Annotated in this window: 19 protein-coding genes; all 19 read right to left on the bottom strand. The window is 72.1% G+C overall.

Translation table 11 applies throughout. The annotated features are described in order from the left end of the window. Nucleotides 1-181 precede the first annotated feature (181 nt). The gene (locus ACFYT9_RS28375; protein WP_389168526.1) at nucleotides 182-1918 is read right to left on the bottom strand and encodes a TraM recognition domain-containing protein; all 1737 of its coding nucleotides are present in this window, start codon (nucleotides 1916-1918) and stop codon (nucleotides 182-184) included. A gap of 105 nt (nucleotides 1919-2023) precedes the next feature. Next, nucleotides 2024-2767, bottom strand: a complete 744-nt coding sequence (locus ACFYT9_RS28380) for a DUF317 domain-containing protein (RefSeq protein ID WP_389168528.1) — start codon at nucleotides 2765-2767, stop codon at nucleotides 2024-2026. A gap of 5 nt (nucleotides 2768-2772) precedes the next feature. Further along, entirely contained in the window at nucleotides 2773-3546 is a 774-nt protein-coding gene (locus tag ACFYT9_RS28385; protein WP_389168484.1) for a DUF317 domain-containing protein, read from the bottom strand. Continuing rightward, on the bottom strand, nucleotides 3546-4163 hold the full coding sequence (locus tag ACFYT9_RS28390; RefSeq protein ID WP_389168486.1) for a hypothetical protein: 618 nt from the start codon (nucleotides 4161-4163) through the stop codon (nucleotides 3546-3548). The genes ACFYT9_RS28385 and ACFYT9_RS28390 overlap by 1 nt, the downstream gene beginning before the upstream one ends. Then, nucleotides 4160-4939 carry a DUF317 domain-containing protein gene (locus tag ACFYT9_RS28395; protein ID WP_389168488.1) on the bottom strand — a complete coding sequence of 260 codons (780 nt, stop codon included), beginning with the start codon at nucleotides 4937-4939 and terminating at the stop codon, nucleotides 4160-4162. Before ACFYT9_RS28395 ends, ACFYT9_RS28390 begins: the two co-directional genes overlap by 4 nt. Continuing rightward, on the bottom strand, nucleotides 4936-6183 hold the full coding sequence (locus ACFYT9_RS28400) for an acetyl-CoA carboxylase biotin carboxylase subunit family protein (RefSeq protein WP_389168490.1): 1248 nt from the start codon (nucleotides 6181-6183) through the stop codon (nucleotides 4936-4938). The genes ACFYT9_RS28395 and ACFYT9_RS28400 overlap by 4 nt, the downstream gene beginning before the upstream one ends. A 51-nt stretch (nucleotides 6184-6234) precedes the next feature. Then, complete coding sequence (locus ACFYT9_RS28405) at nucleotides 6235-6819, bottom strand: hypothetical protein (protein ID WP_389168491.1); 585 nt, start codon at nucleotides 6817-6819, stop codon at nucleotides 6235-6237. Between the two features lie 17 nt (nucleotides 6820-6836). After that, nucleotides 6837-7652: a DUF317 domain-containing protein gene (locus tag ACFYT9_RS28410; RefSeq protein ID WP_389168492.1), complete on the bottom strand. Its 816-nt coding sequence runs from the start codon at nucleotides 7650-7652 to the stop codon at nucleotides 6837-6839. Nucleotides 7653-7742: 90 nt separating this feature from the next. Then, on the bottom strand, nucleotides 7743-8519 hold the full coding sequence (locus ACFYT9_RS28415) for a DUF317 domain-containing protein (protein ID WP_389168494.1): 777 nt from the start codon (nucleotides 8517-8519) through the stop codon (nucleotides 7743-7745). Beyond that, a complete protein-coding gene (locus tag ACFYT9_RS28420; RefSeq protein WP_376425008.1) occupies nucleotides 8516-8893 on the bottom strand; it encodes a hypothetical protein in 378 nt (125 codons plus the stop codon). Before ACFYT9_RS28420 ends, ACFYT9_RS28415 begins: the two co-directional genes overlap by 4 nt. A gap of 220 nt (nucleotides 8894-9113) precedes the next feature. After that, nucleotides 9114-9878, bottom strand: a complete 765-nt coding sequence (locus ACFYT9_RS28425) for a hypothetical protein (protein WP_389168496.1) — start codon at nucleotides 9876-9878, stop codon at nucleotides 9114-9116. A 31-nt stretch (nucleotides 9879-9909) separates the two neighbouring features. After that, nucleotides 9910-10551: a hypothetical protein gene (locus ACFYT9_RS28430; protein WP_389168498.1), complete on the bottom strand. Its 642-nt coding sequence runs from the start codon at nucleotides 10549-10551 to the stop codon at nucleotides 9910-9912. Further along, nucleotides 10548-11438 (bottom strand): relaxase/mobilization nuclease, encoded by an 891-nt coding sequence (locus ACFYT9_RS28435; RefSeq protein WP_389168500.1) that lies wholly within the window; start codon nucleotides 11436-11438, stop codon nucleotides 10548-10550. Before ACFYT9_RS28435 ends, ACFYT9_RS28430 begins: the two co-directional genes overlap by 4 nt. 59 nt (nucleotides 11439-11497) lie before the next feature. Further along, nucleotides 11498-11908, bottom strand: coding sequence for a hypothetical protein (locus ACFYT9_RS28440; protein ID WP_376233939.1), 411 nt, complete (start codon nucleotides 11906-11908; stop codon nucleotides 11498-11500). Between the two features lie 106 nt (nucleotides 11909-12014). Further along, on the bottom strand, nucleotides 12015-12512 hold the full coding sequence (locus ACFYT9_RS28445; RefSeq protein ID WP_376394905.1) for a hypothetical protein: 498 nt from the start codon (nucleotides 12510-12512) through the stop codon (nucleotides 12015-12017). Between the two features lie 43 nt (nucleotides 12513-12555). Then, nucleotides 12556-13812: an MFS transporter gene (locus ACFYT9_RS28450; protein ID WP_389168502.1), complete on the bottom strand. Its 1257-nt coding sequence runs from the start codon at nucleotides 13810-13812 to the stop codon at nucleotides 12556-12558. After that, on the bottom strand, nucleotides 13809-14831 hold the full coding sequence (locus ACFYT9_RS28455) for a hypothetical protein (RefSeq protein WP_389168504.1): 1023 nt from the start codon (nucleotides 14829-14831) through the stop codon (nucleotides 13809-13811). Before ACFYT9_RS28455 ends, ACFYT9_RS28450 begins: the two co-directional genes overlap by 4 nt. Nucleotides 14832-14855: 24 nt before the next feature. Continuing rightward, nucleotides 14856-15173, bottom strand: coding sequence for a hypothetical protein (locus ACFYT9_RS28460; RefSeq protein ID WP_389168506.1), 318 nt, complete (start codon nucleotides 15171-15173; stop codon nucleotides 14856-14858). 471 nt (nucleotides 15174-15644) lie between these two features. Next, nucleotides 15645-16709: a hypothetical protein gene (locus tag ACFYT9_RS28465; RefSeq protein ID WP_389168508.1), complete on the bottom strand. Its 1065-nt coding sequence runs from the start codon at nucleotides 16707-16709 to the stop codon at nucleotides 15645-15647.

The following is a 16709-nucleotide window of genomic DNA, read 5'->3' on the forward strand; positions in this document are numbered from 1 at the left end:
GCGTCGACTTGGGCGCGCAGTTTCGCGAAGTGGGTGGCGAGTTCCCGGAAGGGTGCGGCGGTGTCCGAAGCGGATGAGGGTGTGATGGCAGGAGATCCTTTCGGGGATGGGAAATTCGGCGGCCACGGCGAACTCGGTCGCGACGTGCTGGGGGCGTGCACCCGCGGCCGGGGACGGCTGGTCACGCCGCTGAGTCGTAGTCGTCCTGCCGGGAGGCGGTCTTGGCGAGGGCCCGGGCGGTGATGGCCTTCGAGGCACGGGCGGAGGCGGCGGCGAGTTCGTCGGCGCCGGGCTCGGCGTACCAGGGGCGCAGGTCGAGCATGGCGACGCGCATGCCGGTGGCCAGGCACAGGGCGCTGCCCTTGGGGAGGGCGCGGATCGCGTCGGCTGGCAGGATCCGCTCCTGCCGCATCGACACCGAGGTCGACTTCCCGGACTCGGAGTGCGAGGTGGAGACGGTCTCGACGTCGTGGTCGCCGACCATCCGCGAGAGCTTGTCCGCGAAATCGGGGTCGTCGATACCGGAGCCGATGATCTTCACGGTGGCCGCGCTCCACATGGCGTCCATGCCGGTGTCCCCCCAGACTCTCTGGCCCTGGCGGTAGGACTGGAGGATGGTGATCGGGATGATCCCGCGCGACCCGAGGTGGGAGTACAGGTCGGGCAAGTCCGAGATCTTGCAGACGTTGGCGGCCTCGTCGAGGATCGCGAGCATCGGCGGGTCGAGTCGGCCGCCGGCGCGTTCGGCCTGGGCGGTCGCGGCCCGCATCACGCTGTCGGCGCACGCGGCGATCAGCGCGCTCGCGCCGCCGCCGCCGTCCTTCGACAGCAGGAACAAAGAGTCGTTGCTCGTCACGAAGTTGGTCGGCCGGAACTCGGGGACGTCCTTCTGAGGGGTGACCCAGGCGGCGATCTCGGCGTTGAGCAGGGCGGAGGCATACTGCCTCGCGGTCTCGTAGATCCCATCCCGGGTCTCCGGCGGCCCCTCCACAGTGCCCTTCAACTGGGAGGCGACCGCGGTGAACTTGTGGTCGCGCAGGATGTCGAGCGGGCGCCGGTCGGCGGGGAAGGCCAGCCACTGCATCACGTCGGTGATCGGCCGCTCGTCCAGCGCGGCGGCCAGGAACAACTGGCTGAGGATGTTGCTGCCGGCCTTGGACCAGAAGTCGCCCTGCTGGCTCGCGTCCACGCTCGCGGCGAGGAAGTGCCCGGCCAGCCGGTTGGCGCCGTCGAGGGTCTTCGCGTCGGCGAGGGGGTTCCACCACATCTCGCGGGCGGCGTGGGCGATCTGCTGCGGGTCCATCGACCACACCCGGCCCACGGCGGCACGGGCGTCGAAGGTCGCCGTAAAGGCGTCGCCTGCCGCTTTGTTGGAGGTGAGCAGGACCGGTCCGGGCGCGGCGAGGATCGAGGGGATGGCGAGGCTGGTGGTCTTGCCGGAGCGCGGGGCCATGATCGCGACGGCGACGTCCTCGAAGCCCATGCGGACCTCGTGGCGGGTCCCGGCGAGGTTGCCGACGAGGATGCCGGCGTCGCGGGGTTCGATGTGCTTGGTGTGCTTCAGGCTCGGCCGCAGGGAGCGGGCCTTGGCTTCGACGGCCTTGGCGAGCAGCGGCTGGATGTCGCGGGCCGTCGCCATCCCGTCGACGGTCTTCTTCCCGCCGCCGGACCGGTTCTTGTACCGGAGCCACAGGACGCCCGCGCCGGCGGCGAGGGCCAGCGTCAGCAGGACAGGGACGATACGGGTGGCGACGAGCAGGGACGTTTCTCCTGCTGCGGGCCAGAGCTGGTCTGGATGGAGGAGCGCGTCAGCCGGGCGGTAGGACACCCACGGGGTGGTCCCGGACAACCGGGCGGCGACGTTCCCGGCCAGCCAGGCGAAGTTGGCGAGGGGGAAACCGATGGCGAAGACGGCCATGCCGATCTTCAGGGCTATGTCATAGCCGTCGGAGCTGGAGGAAGAGGGACTGGGCAAGGGGCAGTGGTTCCTTGGCGGTGCCGGGGAGGGTCGGTGTTGAGGTGGTCAGCGGGTACGGCGCGGCGTCAGCCGAGGTGGCTGCGGCGCCGGTGACGGCTTGCTGCTCCGGCGGGCAGCCAGGCGCTGCACGCGGACGGGCAGCGCGGAGGCGACGGTCTCAGGCGTCGCCTGCTGCCAGTGAAGGGTCAGACGCTGCCTGCTGAGGCCGAGGGTCTGCTCGTGCGTTCTCGGCAGCGGCTCTGCGACGGCCAGTGCCTGGGTGAAGGCCGTTACGACGCTGGCGGGGGCGCGGCCGTCGAAGCGCGCCTGCCAGACCGTGTGGTCCTGGTCGAGGGCGGCGGCGATGAACCAGCTGGTCATGCCGGAGAAGGTGATCCGCTCGCCCGTCACGATGCCGTCGGGGGAGCGGAACTCGCCGGAGGGCGCCGTCTCCCACCCGGCCTGGCGCAGCGGCTGAGTGGGATCGGCGACGGCCCGCTCGTTGTAGGCAGGGTCGGTCAGGGTGTCGGTGACCGCGGCGATCAGCTCGACGGGGGTCCGCGCGCCGAAGGACGCGTACCAACTGGTGGCAGCGCTGCCGCCGTTGTGGATGATCCGCCACCACTGGTCGCCGGGTGCGGGCTCGAGTCGCAGGAGTGTCTTCTGGTCCGGACTGGAGAGGACGACCCGGGGCAGCAGGGGCTCGTGTCCGTGGCTCCAGCCAGCGGCCTCGTGCAGGGGGACGGTCACCCAGGCCGCGTCGCCGGGGCCGGCGAGGTAGCAGGGTGAGATGAGCGCCTGGTCGATCATGTCGGTCACCGAATCCTCCGCCCTGCCGCGGCGAGACCGGGTCCACCGGCTGGAGACGGCGGTAGCGAGGGAGCCGCGCGCCGGGAGGTGAGCTGCTCGACCCGCTCGGGCAGGGCCCGGGCGACGTGCTCGGCCGGCCGCCGTTCCCACTCCAGGGTGATCCCGCGGCGCGGGAAGCCCTTCATCTGCTCGGCGGAGCGCCGTGCCGGTTCCGGGGAGGCGAGGGCCTTGAAGAGCGAGGCCAGGATGACGGTGGGTGTGCCTGCGGACAGGAAGGCATGCCACAGGGGGTCGTCCTCGTCGATGCCGGCGGTGATCTGCCAGGAGCGGCTGCCGGCGAGGGTGTTCCGGCTGCCGCGGACGTGTCCGTCCGGGGACAGGAAGGTTCCCCGGCCGCCGGCGACGGTCCAGCCTGCCTGCCGCAGGGGCTCGTAGGGGTCGACCGGCTGCCGCAGGGGGTAGCCGGCATGGGTCAGGGCGTCGGTGACGGCGGCGATCAGCTCGACAGGCGTGGACCCGTCGAAGGAGGCGTGCCAGTTCGTTCCGGTGCGGCCGTCTCGGTGCGACACATGCCACCACGGCCCCTCCAGCACCGGCTCCAGACGAAGCTCGCTCTTGGAAAGGGGACCGGTCAGCACGACATGAGGAACGAGGGGGGCGTTCAGCGCCGTCCACCCGGACACCGTGGTCAGAGGCACGGTGACCCAGGCCGGGTCGCCGGGGCCGGAGAGGTAGACGGGGGACACCAGCGCCTGGTCGACCAGCTCGTGCTTGGTCATCAGCGCCTCACCGCCGACCGGCTGGTGGTGGGCAGACGGGTGGGGTCCGCGACGGCGATGGGGGCAGGGGCGGGGGCTTTGAGGGCGACGAAGTGCAGGTCGAGGAGGGCGTGTCCGTGGATGGCCCAGGTGTCCAGTTCGCTCCACGCCTCCGCATTGCGTTCGGCCAGAGCGTCGATGAACTGGGCATGCGCCGGCTGGGAGATGCGCCGGTCCTCGCGGGCCTTGGCCCACTCGGTGCGCAGAGCCTCCAGGCGGTCGAGCGCCTGGGCGAGCTCGGACAGCTGCCACGGCCAGCGGGGCTCGATGTCGCTGGCGGCGATGTGCTGCAGCTGGAACCGCGCCGTGGCGAGGAGGTAGCGCGCCGAGCGGCGGACGGGCTCGAAAGCGCGCCAGGTCTGGGCGTCTCGCTGCACCTTGCGCCAGCCGTACGACTCGTCGTCGTGCGGCCAGCCATCGGTGTCGGTGTGCTTCTCGGAGTAGGAGTCCCAGGAGGCGAGGATCATCTCGCTCTGCACCACGAACACCGCCAGTGCCTGGAGGGCGGCGGCGTGCTGGTCGGCGCGATAGGGGAACGGGGCGGTCAGAGTGGTTCCTTCGGTCGGGATGGTGCTCACCGGGTACGGCGAGGGAGGGGACTGCCCGGGCGCTGAGGGGAGGGCGGTAGCTCGCGGCTGGTGCTCAGGGGGAAGAGCCGGTCGACTCGGGCCCACAGGGTTGCCTCGGCCTGCTGGGCTGGGACGCGTTCGCGCTGGATGCGGACGCTGTACCGCAGGGCGGGGGCCATGGTCCGTTCGTGGCGCAGGACCGGGTCGGGGGAGACGAGGTCGGTGAGGAACGCGGCGACCACGTGAGGCGGGGTGTGCTCGGTGAAGTGCGCTTCCCAGACGGCCACTTGCTGGTGCGAGATCCGCCAGGGTTCCATGCCGGCGGTGACCTTGATGTGCCACGAGCCGTTGGCGAGACGGCCGATGTGGACGTGCCCGTCGGGGGAGTCGAAGTGCCGTTGGTGGCGCGAGGGCCAGCCGGCCTGTTCGAGGACCGTGACGGGATCGAGGAGGTCTTCGGACGTGGGACCGGCGGCGTAGGCGGTGGTCGCCGCCGTGATGATCTCAGCCGGTGTGCGGGCCCCGAACGACATCGTCCAGGGCTCCTCCTCGCCGGCCCCGAGGTGCCGCAGGATCCACCAGGGCTGGTCGGGGTCGGGCGACAGGTGCAGTTCGGCCTTGCGGTCGCGGGGGATGACACGCACCACCGGGCTGAGGGGGAGGTGCGCGATCTGCCACCGGTAGACCTGCTGGAGGGGCGCGGTGACCCAGCGGGGGTCACCGCCTCCGGCGAGGTACCGGGGCGAGACCTGGGCGAGTGCGGGCTGCCGGGCGGTCTCGGTCACGGGCGGCCCGGGGCAGGAGCGTCGACGGCGAGGGCGATGTGGCTGTTGGTGGCGCTGCGGCGTGCGATGGCGAGACCGATGGTGTCGGCGTACGTCGCGATCAGGCCCACGCGGGAGGAGTCCAGGTCGCCCTCGGGCGGGAGGAGGACCTCGTCGCCCTCCTCCATCAGCCAGGCCGGGCCGTGGACCCAGCCGGCCGTCTCGGCGAAGCCGGAGGCGATGCTCCGCTGGGCGAGCGTGCCGGACGCCGGGGCATACAGGACCTGGATGGCGACGGCCTGCTGGCGGGTGGGCGTCAGGTCGGGGGCGGCGCCGACGGCGATGTCGGCGGCGATACGGGCGAGGGGCAGGCCGAGGGCCTGCTCGACGGCCCAGCCGATCCAGTCGCCGCCGATCCGCCCGTTGACCTCGATCACGCGCGGGCCCGTGGGGGTGAGACGGATCTCCACGTGCTGGATGCCTCCGGTCACGCCGGTCGCCCGCACGGCGGCCTTGGCGATCGGGGCGACGGTCTCCAGGAGCGGGTCGCCGGCCGTGAGGGTGTGGCCGGTCTCCTCGAAGAGCGGCTCGCTGCCGAGTTCCTTGCGGGTGACGGCGACCGGCGTGGTCACGCCCTGGTAGGTGACACACTCGACGCTCACCTCCGGGCCGGACAGGTACTCCTCGACGAGGACGCTGCAGTTGTCGCCGCCGTGCTGCTGCACGCCGCGGGTCGCGAACGCGTACGCCTCGGCGAGGTCCTCGCGGGTCTCGGCCTTGATGACGCCGATGCTGCCGCCCACGGCCGCCGGCTTGACCACGACGGGGAAGCCGATCGCCTCGGCGACCGCGAGAGCCTCGTCGAGGGACGCGGCGGCTACGGAGCGGGCGGAGGGCACGCCGTGGCGGGCGAACGCGGCGCGGCTGGCGGCCTTGTCCCGGCAGGTGCGGACCGACTCCGTGGTCGTGACCGCCAGGCCGAGACGTTCGGCCAGCTGGGCGACCGCGGTCAGGTGGGACTCGTTCCAGGTCAGCACGCCCGCGACCGGCCGGCGCGTGGTGATGGCTTCGGCGGCACTGAGCAGGGCGTCCACGTCGTCGAAGTCCAGCACCGTCTCGTGGTCGACGACGTACGGCTTCTCCCAGGTGAGGGGGGCGGTGGTGAGGACGGCGATGTCGTAGGCGTCGGCGACCTGGCGCAGGCAGTAGCCGCGGTACACGTCATCGCCAGGGGCGACGACCAGGACGAGCGGGCGCTGGGACACGAAGGGCTCCAAGAAAGTGAGGTGCGGAAGAGGAAGAGAGAGAAGGGGGGTTCAGCGGCGGCGGGCGGGCGATGCCGTTGTGGCGGCAAGCGGTGCGCGGGTGGTGAGGCGGATGCCGGTCTGCCCGGCCCGCACGGTGGCGGCGTGGATCTCCAGCACGGCACGTCCGTGGGTGAGCCAGTCGACCAGGGCTTCGGAGGCTTGCCTGTTGCGTACGGCGGAGGCTGCGAGGAGGTCCTCGGCGCTCGTGGACGGATCGGCCACCAGCCGCTCGTACTCGGTGTGGGCGGTGTCGACCCGTTCGAGGGCCCCGCGCAGATGAGCGAGCTGCCAGCTCCAGCGGGCCTGGCCGGACTTCCCGGCAAGATGGCCGGCGGACGTCTCGGCCGCGTCCAGCAGGGCGGCGGCTTGCTCTCGCAGGGGAGAGAAGCGGTGCCAGAGGGCGGCGTCCTTCTCGGCCTGCCGGGCGTCGTAGGCGTCCTGGTCGTACGGCCAGCCGTCGAGGTCGGTGTGCTCGTCGTCGAACCGCTCCCACGCGGCCAACACGGCGTCGCCTTGCAGCAGGAAGGTGGAGAGCCGGGTGATCAGTGGTGTGCGGTCCGGGGGCGGGGGGACGGAAGGAGAAGGGTGGGGCACGGGGGGTCTTTCGAAGGTCAGCGAAGGGAGACGGAGGCGGGGGCGGAGGGCGCGGTCGGTGCGGGCAGGGAGACCGCAGGCCGGGTGCGGCGATGGGGCCGGGCCCGCCGGTCGAAGGCGTCGACTCGGGCGAAGTGCGCTTCGACTGCCTGCTCGGGGGTGAGGCCGCTCGGCTCCTGCCGGGCGCCGTGGCTCTCCGGGTCGTACATGCCGCGGACGACGGGGGCGGTGGTGACGAGCTGCTCGGCGAGGCCGTCCAGCAAGTGCTCCGGGATCGCGCCGCTGATCCACATGCGCCAGGCGGGGGCCCCGCCGTATTCCGGGAGGGCTTCGATCCTCCAGGCCGTCTGCTCCGGGTTGTCGTCGTAGACCTTGGCGAGTTCGGCCCGTATCTGATGGGGGCCGGAGGAGCAGGCTTCGGCGGTGCCGTCGGGCCGCCGCTCGACGGACCAGCCCGCCTCCTCCATCCGTGCCCACGGGCCGATGCCGCTGTGCGGGGTCCCGGCGATGAGGCGGTCGGTGAACCCGGCGACGATCTCGGCGGGCACCATCCGGCCGAAGGACGCGCACCAGCTCCAGTCGGCGGATTCGATCTGCCAGTAGGAGGCGGAGAGCGGGTCGAGGACGAGCCGGTGACGGGCCTGGGCGGGGCCAGCCAGCACGGTGCGGGGGTCGCCGGGGGCGGAGGTGACGCTCCAGCTGGCGGCGAGCAGCGCGTGGGTGACGTGCCGGGGGTCGCCGGGGCCGGCGAGGTGCCGGGGCTCGGTGAGGAACGGGATCTTCGAGTGGTGGTCGCGGCTGTAGGAGGCTCGCTGGGCGGTGCTCAGAGCCACGCGCCCGCCTGCGTGAATTCGGTGGCGCCGGTCTCGGCCGGATCCGGAGCGGTGGGACATGAGAGCGGAGAAGGCACGGGGGTCCTGGGGTCAGTGGGGGATGTGCTGGCGTGCCTTGGTACGGGGCCGGGCGACGCGGACGGAGTTGCGGGCCCAGGTGGCGGCGCGGGCGGCGGTGATGCGCGCCTGCTGCCAGCCTCTGAGCTGTTCGGGAAGGACGGACACGGAGGTGACCCGGATGCGCTTGCTCGGCGGCACGTGTCCGCGCGGTCGCATCACCGGCTCGGGGGAGGCCAGAGCCTCGGTCAGGCCCTGCAGCAGGTGCAGCGGGGTCGTCGGGGTGGCCTGCAGATTCCAGACCGCGCCGTGCTCGTTGCGGGCGCCGATCCACCAGTGCTGATCGGGGCCGGTACCGACGTACTGGACGAAGGCGTCCCGGGTGGGGCTGACGGCGGTGTACTCCTGGCCGGTGTCGGTGGACCAGCCGTGTTCGGAGAGCGGCGCCCACACGTTGGGGGCGTGTGCGGAGCGTTCCTTGGTCAGTGCGTCGGTGAGGCCGGCGACGATCTCCACCGGCGTCTGCGCGGTGAACGTGACCTGCCAGGCCGGCTGGTGCCCTTGGGCGGCGCCGTGGATCTGCCAGCCGCCCGGTGGCTGGTAGGCGACACGGACGGCCCCGTCGGGAGAGCCGAAGACGAGAGCGGCGGACGACCGGGGGGTGCTGTCCTTCCAGCCGGAGGCGCGCAGGTATTCGGTGATGTGCCGCAGGTCCCCGCCGCCGGCCAGGTAGCGGGGCTCGATGAGGTAGTGCTGCTGTGCGGCCTGCTGGTCGCCCCAGCCAGACCACTTCTGTCGCTGTTTGCTCACCGGTGCCGCCCCCGGGCGACGAACGCGGTGGCCTTCGGCGGCGCGGAGGCGGGTGCCTGTTTGCCGATCTGCTCGAAGGCGCTCCGATGCTGGTCGAGGTCGCCCGAGACATTGGCCAGCGTGTTGCCGGCACGGCCGAAGGCCAGCCATGCCTCTGGCGGGAACAGTCCGTCCGCGGCATGGTTGCGGGACGCCCGGCTGCAGTCAGTGACGAGGTCGGTCAGCTTGCGAAGGACACCGTCCTCCAGGTCCACGACCCGCGCCAGGATCTGTGCGGCCTGGCGAGCGTCTGCCTGCAGCAGATGGTTGGCGAGCTGGTCGAGGTGCTGGGCGATGGCGTCGAGGAGGGCGTCGTCGGTGACGGGCGGGTTCATGGCGTTCCAAGGGGATTGGCCCGCGAGGCTGGTCAGCGGGTTCGGCGGGAGACGGGCGCAGCTGGACCGGAGGGCGGAGCCGGACGGGCAGGAAGACGGCTGGTCCCGCCCGCCTTGACCACCGCCGCGCGCAGGTAGCGGCGTAGGACGAAGACGGCGAGGCGAGGCCGGCGGACCGGATCGAGCGGAGGAACGGACGGGCGCGGGGTACGGGCCTGCGTCACCGGTGGCGAAGGGCCGCGCGGCCACCGGGCTGGGACGCGGGAAGGGAGACATCAGCTGCGGGGCGGGGGGCCGTTCGCAGCGCAACACCGATGCCGAGGCGGGCGAGACGGGCGCCGGCGGCCTGGACCGCGTGGCCCTGGGCGCGGGTGTCGTCGCCGCCCAGCACGTAGGCGTTCGAGGCGGTCTCCCACACGAAGCCCTCGGCGAGCAGCACCTCGGATGCGGGCCGGGCGGTGGTCGTCGCCGCGAGGGAGCCGTCCTCCCGCCAGGTCATCACGACCGTCGTGTCGGGGCGGGAAGCGGGCTGCGGGGGATTCATGACGGCGTGCCTGACCTGGGCGAGTGCGACCTCGTAGCGGGGCAGGAGGTCGGCGGTGACGGCGTGAGCGGCCCGCTCGGGATCGCCCGGCACGGCGATTCCGTCGGGCTCCCGGACCCCTTCGAACGCCTCGGCGGCGATCGATCCGGTCGGGGCGATGGCCGCCACCAGGAACTCGTCGTCGTGCAGCGGGCGGATCGTGACGTACAGGCGGGTGCCGTCCTGCCGGATCAGGTGGGCGTCCTCGCGCAGGACGAACTCGGCGATGGCGCCGCTGACCAGGTTGAGGTCCCAGACGTCTTCTGCGTGCCGGAACTGGTCCTCGTCGCCTTGGTGCGGGTGGTACTCGACCGTCCAGTTGCCGGGCAGGTGCTCGGCGAGGAGGGTGGCGAACGATTCCAGGTCGCGGTCGTCGTCGGGGAGGGATCGGGGGAGGGACATGGGCTCCTCGATGAGGGGACAGGGGGGAAGGTCATCGGGTCCGTCCGAAGGCGGTAGACGTTGGTGGAGCCGGTGGCGGGGGGTGAGGCCCGCGACGGCCCGGAAGCGTGGCGCGGTCCGCGAGGGTGGCACGTACGCTCCTCAACTCCGTTGCGAGAAGTCGCAGTTCGTGATCCGCCTCGCTGCGCAGGCGGGAACCCCAGCGCGGATCGGACGGCCTGCTGAACCGGTCGTACGCGTCGGCGAGCGCGTGCAGGACCAGACCGAGCGAGGCGACGATGCCGTCGTGCGTCGCGGTGAGCTCCGCGAGCTCGAAGGTGAGGTCGTCCACGGAGGCGGCCTCGCGGATCCGGCCGGCGAGGTTCTCGATCGCCCGGCCCGTCGTCACGTAACGTGCCTCGGTGCCCTCCCAGGCGAACTCCGGAGAGGCGAGGACCCGGTACCCGGCGGCCTGGAGACGCGCCACAGCCATACGGGCGACGGCTTGCTCTTCCTCCGGCGTGACCGTGGGCGACAGCCGGTGCCAGGTGACCCCGTGCGTCTCCCGCAGGAAGAAGGAGCGCTCCAGGATGCCGTGGGCCAGACCGTCCCCGCCGCTCGCGGTGATCACGTCGGTCGCCAGATCGCGCACGATGACCACCGTCTGCTCGGCGTCCGCGTCCGCCGTGCTCACCGCCGCACCGACGCGGGCGGCGTAGACGTCCGCGGGAGTGCGGGCGCCGGGCCTGGGGCGGGCGGAGCGGGCGCGAGACGGGCAGCGATCTGTCCGAGCTGATCCTGCACGCCGTGGAGGCGGCGGGCCGCCCAGAACAGGTCCCGGCCGGCGGCGGCGGTCTCGTGGCCGGGCAGGGCGGCGGCCTGGCGGCCGACCTGCTCGACGAGCTGCCGCACCGCCGCGATCGGCCCGGCCTGTTCGGCGGCCAGCTGGTTCAGGATGCCCGCGAGCGGACTTGTCGCAGCCGGAGTGCGAGCCGGTGAGGCGGCGGTCGGCCGGGTCGCCGCGGGCGCCTTCTCCTGGACGGCGGGGTGTCCGGTGTGAAGAAGCAGGTCGGCTTCGATCCGGCGGGCTTCCGCCTCCAGGGCTTCGGCCAGGCGGCGGGGGGTGGTTGCCCAGGCGCCGTCGAGGCGGATGAGGTTGCCGATCAGGTCCATGCGGTTGGCCTTGTCCCGTACGGCGACCCAGCGGCAGGACCACTCGTCGCCGGGCGGAGCCAGTCCGGCCGTGCGCGCCAGTCGGTGGCTGACCTCGGACCACTCGGCCGGGGAGAGTTCCCGGTCCAGTGGATGCAGGCGCACGTACAGGTGGAGGATCGCGCGTCGGGAGCCGTCCGGGGCGGCGGCGAAGGGATGCTCGACCAGCGGATCGGCGAGGTGCTGGGCCCACTCCGGTGTCGTCCAGTACCGGCTCTCGTCGGTGTAGCGGTCGAGCTGGTCCCAGTAGGCCACCACGGTGCCGCCGGGCTCGGTCGTGAGCCCCTCGTCCGCGCTGAGGGGACGACCGAGCGCATCGGCCAGGGCATCGGCGGCTTCGAAGCCATGCCGGTACAGGTGAATGATCATGTTCTCGCTGGGGGTGTCGGACTGACAGGTAGGGGGCGGAGGGATGTGGGCCTGTCCGTCTATCGGCCTACGTCAGCGGCGTGGACCAGCTGGTTGAGCGCGGTCACCGAGTACCAGCGGCAGTCGACCGGCTCCTCGCCGGTACCGACGCGCGGTATCAGGTACTCGCGCAGGGCCTGCTGGTGCACGAGGCACTCGGGGCACCGGGTGGACAGGTGCACCATGTAGCGGGGGTGGGCGGTCAGGTAGGAGCGGTGGCCGCCGTTCGGGTCGAGCAGCCGCCACCCGTTCTCGTCGGTTGGCGTGTGCCACGAGTCGGTGACCACCTTCATCGCGTCGCCCCACAGCCGCCCCTCGGCGGCCCCCTTGAAGATCACCACGTGCTCCCCGGGCCGGAAGTGCGCGTGGGTGATGTCCCGCTTCGGGGTGAGCGGGTCGTGCGGCAGGTACACGGGGCGGGTCTCAGGCACGGACGGTCCTTCCACGAGGTCGCGGGGCGGCGGTGGAAGACAAAGGGTCCGGAGAATCCCCGGTTTCGGAAACCGGGGATCCGCCGCTATATTGCGCGCTGCGCGCTTACCGGAACGGGTTCTCCGTAGGCCGGTCCCGGTCGCTCGCGGCCTCGACGAGTTCCGGCAGATCCACGCCGTCGGCGCCGCGCTGGTCGACCCACCAGCCGGCCCGGGTCAGCAGGCGGATCTGCTCCTCCAGCTGTGCCCAGTCGGCTTCGTCCCAGCTCCCCTCGGTGACGAGAGCCTCGTACGCACTGGTCACGAGCTGGTGCCGGCAGCGCTCGCCCCAGCCGAGGATCTTCTCGGGACCCTCCAGCTCGGGCATGTCGAACTGGGTGGCCCACGCCGCCGCGGCGGCCTGTTCCTCGGCGCGCTTGGCGGCCAGCCACTCTGCGGTGCTCGCGGCATCGGCCCGATGTTCGGCTCGCCAGCACTCGGTGCACTTCCGTTCGGCGAGCCACCGGGCGTACCCGGCGCGCTGGTCGGCCGACCGGGTCGACATGTCGTAGGGGACGGCGTGTCCACAGCTGTGGACGACCTCGAAGGACGTGGGCACGGCCATGAAGATCTCCTTGGGTTCGAGAAGGGAAAGAGGGAAGGGGGTGTCAGGCGGGACGGGCCGAAGCCCTCCCCGCGCGGTGCGCGGGAACACGGCGGTGCCGACCGCGGCGTGCGCGGGTGCCGGGTACGTAGATCCAGTTCCACGCTGCGGCGAGCACGGCGATGGTGAGCGCCGCTCCGGCGGCGGGGAGGCCGGCGCCGAGCTGGGGGTGGGTGGTGAGTTGGCCGGCGAAGGCTGTGCCCGTGGCCTGGCCGATGCCGATGGCGGCGATCAGCCACGCGTACGCCTCGGTGACAGTGCCGGCCGGGGCGAGCGCGTCCACGGTGAGGAAGGCGCTGGTCACCAGGGCCGGGAGGGCCAGACCCGGCAGGGCGGACACGGCGACGGCCGCTGCCGGGCCCGGGCTCAGCAGCAGGGGGAGCCAGCACACGGCGAAGGCGGCGGAACCCGCAACGAGCTGAGCGGTGAGACTGCCCGGCCACGCCCGTCGGCTGTAGAGCGTGCCGCCGAGGAGGCTGCCGACGGACAGTGCCGCCGGCAGGAGTCCCAGCAGCAGAGCGCTCTCGTTCCGCTCGGCAAGCGCGACGGCCCAGACCGTGTGGGCGCCGAGTGCGACGCCGGTCCCGGTCATGGCGACGAGCAGAGCGACTAGCCCGAGCGAGCGCAGGGGGCCGAGAAGCCCGGACGACGCGGCCGTGCCGGGGCGCCAGCTCCGGGACGGGGCGGCGCTCAGGACGACCGCCGCCCCGACCAGGCCGAGCATGGCTGTCGCGACCATGGCGGTGTCCGGTCCGGCGAACGTGGTGATGGCGGCGACCAGCGGCGGGCCCGCGATGAAGATCAGCCCCTGCGAGCCGGTGTCCAGGGCGAGCGCGGCGCGCTGCTGCTGAGGATCGGGCAGCACGCTCGGCCACAGGGCTCGAAGGTTGGCCTCGGCCGGCGGGGTGGAGATGCCGGCGAGGACCACCAGGGCGATGAACAGCGGCGTCTGCGTGGTCGAGTCGACGCGGGGCATGGCCAGCATCGCCAGACTGGTGACGCCGGTAGCCGTCCAGGTCACGGCCGTCTGCCCGTGCCGGTCAACGACCCGGCCGAGTGCCGGCTGCCCGAGCGCGGAGGCCAGCCCGTACGCCGCGCACATCAGGGCAGCGGTGGACGCGGCCCCGCCCTGGTCGGCGACCAGCAGGAGGAGGACGACCGGCACCATGCCCGTCGGGAGCCGCGCGATCATGGTGCCGACTAGCAGCCGGGCCACGTACGGCTCGCCCAGAACCGGTCCCGACGTCCGTGCGGTCGTCACCTGCTCATCCCCGGCCGGCGCCCTTGATGTGGCGGCCCGGGCGGGAGGGAAGCAGGCGCCGACGGTGTGACCGAGGAGGCGGTGAAGTCCGGGTCGAGGGACTGCACCAGGTCGACGAGCAGTGTGCCCTGCTGTAGCCAGCGCTCCAGGAGCTGGACAGCTCCTTCCTCGTCCTGCGCGCTGCCTTCGGTCAAGGCTGCGTCGGCCCCGCGGAGGAGATCGTCCAGAGCCTTCGGCAGCGGGCCGTACACGCCTTGGCGTAGATGCTGGTCGAGGCTGTACCAGTGTTGGCAGAGGTCCTCGTTCAACGCCCAGACGCGGGGCAGGGCGCCGTTTTTCCGGGCCGACCGGATCTGATCAAGGACGCGTCCTAGGAGCCGGAAGTGGGCCTGCGCCAGGGCGTGTTCGTAGGACGGCAGGAGTGTCTCCGTGACCTTTTTCAGGACGCTGGCGACATCGGGTGCGGCGACGCTGACCGGCGCCGCCGTCCCCAGCGAGGTGAACTGCGCTTCCGGAGCGAGGGCGCCGACGACGATCTGACCGTCCCACGGGCGTCGCAGCATCGCCAGTTCGAGGCCGTTTTCTGAGCGGAGGAAGGCCACTGCCGATACCTGCTCCGAGTACGACTGCATGACGTAGGACAGCGATCCCCCCAGGGAGTCCCAGAGGAAGTTCAGGCGGCTACGTGAATCCGAGGGCGAAAGCAGGCAGTTGCCGACCTCCACCGTCCAGGAGTCATCCAGGCGGGCAGCGATGCCTCGTCCGATGTCGCCGATGAATGTCTGGCGGGTGGTGGTCACCGTGATGCCGAACCGCTGTGCGTTGGTGTAGAGCGTGTCGAGCGCCTTCTGCGCACGGTCGAGGTCGGACATCGGCAGGACGTGGATTCCTTCGTCGGCCGATTCGAAGTGCGCGAGGTCAAGGGCGATGACGGCCCAGTCGGCACCTGGCCCGCCGGGGAGGGCGACGATGCCGTCGTCAGGGCTTGTGTACAGAGTGATGTGGGCGGTAGGGGACACGGGTGTTCTCCGGAAGGCGGCGCGTCAGCGGCGTCGCGATGGAGCCGCGCGCAGGGCGGGAGCGCGGCGATGAGGCGGGGCGGGGGGAGGGGCGGAGGTGAGGCTGGAGTCGAGGAGAACGGGGTACCGCGCGGTGCGGAGCATGTCGGCGGCCCACTGGGCGCGGTCGTTCTCCCAGGTCTCGCCCATGTCGAACGGGAGACGGATCCAGGGGCCTCTCAGCGTCGGCTGGGTCAGGAAGCCGGCCCGCAGGAGCAGTTCCATGGCGAGCGAGTCGACGGGGCCGGTGACTTCCACTTCGCCGCCGCGCTCACGGACGATGCGAATCGAGGCGTCGTCCACGGGTCACCGACCCCGCGAGACAGCAGCGCGAACTGGTCCGGCGGCGGGGATGGGCGCCGTTGTCGAGGGCGCGGTCGTGAGGGGGCGCTGAGGGGAACGGCTGGCTGCCGCCGCTGCGATGCGGGCTCGGCGCTCGGCCAGCCCGTTGCCTCGCGTGGGAGCGGGCGGGGCGGACTGGGCGGGATCGAGGCTGTAGTCGGCCTGGACGGCGAATCCGGCTTGGCGGAGATCGTGTACGGCTTGCCGGCCTCGTCGCCAAGGATCGTGGTCCTGCCGGGTGAGCCGGTACAGATCTGCGGTGCCAGGAACGAGCTCGAACTGCTCATGCACTAGGTACCAGTTGGCCAGATGCGGCGTGATCTCCGTTGTCGGTCGGGCTACGACACCGAGGCCGGGGTCGAGGCCGAAGTGGAAATGGGGGACATGGGGCATGTACGTCCTCGGAGTAGGAGGGGAGGAAGGAGAGCGGGCTCACCGGCCGCGACCTGAGGCGGTCGGGGCTGCGGGGGCTCGGGGAGCCGAGGCGAGCGCCCTGCGGGAGTCGGCCGCGGACGGGGGTGGCAGGGTGGCCCGGGCGTGCTTCAGGAGTACGGGGGCGTCGGCGAGCCATCGGCGTACGTCGTCGGCCGACGCAGGGGGCAGCGGGGCCGGCGCCCTGAATACAGAGGGTCGGTCGCCTCGCCCCGGCCGGAGCAGAGCGGTCAGCCGGTCCAGCGCCTCGGCATCCGCCCGGTCCGGGGTGGTGGCCCACCAGACTCGGTCGAGGAGGTGCGCCGCGTGGGGGCGAAGCTGGCGGAGCACGGCCGTCGAGCTCTCGGCGTGGCCGTCACCGGCAGAGCGCCGCAGGTCTTCCAGACGTCCGTGCCCGCTCTCGACCTCCGCCAACAGGCGCTTGTGCACCGCGTGCTCATAGCGGGGAAGAAAGCTGGTCGTCACCTGGGCGGCGGCGAGCTTCGGGTATTTGGGCAACCCGATGGCCGGCGGAGCGAACGGATTCTCGTAGTTGTCGTCGAAGGTGCTGCTCGCGCACGCGCCGAGCAGGTAGCGACCTGCGGCGCCGGGCTGTTCGATCAGGAGCAGTTCCGCGCCGGTCGAGCTGGTGAGGACAGCGCCGTACGGGACGCGGCAGCGCTCCATTGCCTCGGTGAGCTGACCGCTGTCCCACAGCAGAGGGAGCCAGTCCTCCTGCCACACTGGGTGGGCGTAGACCTCGACCGTCGCTGTCCAGTTGCCGGGCAGGCAGTGCGCCAGCTTCTGGGCGTAGTCCCCCAGATACGGGTTGGAGCTGGTGGTCAGTGCGACCCGATAGAGCTTGGCGGCCTGGGCCAGCGCGGGCATCACGTCGCGCATCGTGCTGAGGTCGCGCAGGACGTGGAAGCCCGCCTTCTGTTTCTCGAAGGCGCCCGTCGAGCGGAGGGCGGTGTGTCCGTGGGAGTACTTCTCACCCACGGGGATGGCGACCAGGCCCTCCTTGGCGCTGACACAGAGGATGATCTCGGCGTCCGGCCGTGCCTGCGGCAGTGCGGTGCCGGCCAT

The sequence above is a fragment of the Streptomyces sp. NPDC004435 genome, from assembly GCF_042873895.1.
GTDB lineage: Bacteria > Actinomycetota > Actinomycetes > Streptomycetales > Streptomycetaceae > Streptomyces.

Excerpts from the sequence above, each read along its gene's own strand:
- ACFYT9_RS28380 (WP_389168528.1), bottom strand. The coding sequence starts at position 2,767 with ATGATCGACCAGGCGCTCATCTCACCCTGCTACCTCGCCGGCCCCGGC.
- ACFYT9_RS28385 (WP_389168484.1), bottom strand. The coding sequence starts at position 3,546 with ATGACCAAGCACGAGCTGGTCGACCAGGCGCTGGTGTCCCCCGTCTAC.
- ACFYT9_RS28435 (WP_389168500.1), bottom strand. The coding sequence starts at position 11,438 with ATGATCATTCACCTGTACCGGCATGGCTTCGAAGCCGCCGATGCCCTG.
- ACFYT9_RS28445 (WP_376394905.1), bottom strand. The coding sequence starts at position 12,512 with ATGGCCGTGCCCACGTCCTTCGAGGTCGTCCACAGCTGTGGACACGCC.
- ACFYT9_RS28420 (WP_376425008.1), bottom strand. The coding sequence starts at position 8,893 with ATGAACCCGCCCGTCACCGACGACGCCCTCCTCGACGCCATCGCCCAG.
- ACFYT9_RS28375 (WP_389168526.1), bottom strand. The coding sequence starts at position 1,918 with ATGGCCGTCTTCGCCATCGGTTTCCCCCTCGCCAACTTCGCCTGGCTG.
- ACFYT9_RS28465 (WP_389168508.1), bottom strand. The coding sequence starts at position 16,709 with ATGGCCGGCACCGCACTGCCGCAGGCACGGCCGGACGCCGAGATCATC.
- ACFYT9_RS28425 (WP_389168496.1), bottom strand. The coding sequence starts at position 9,878 with ATGTCCCTCCCCCGATCCCTCCCCGACGACGACCGCGACCTGGAATCG.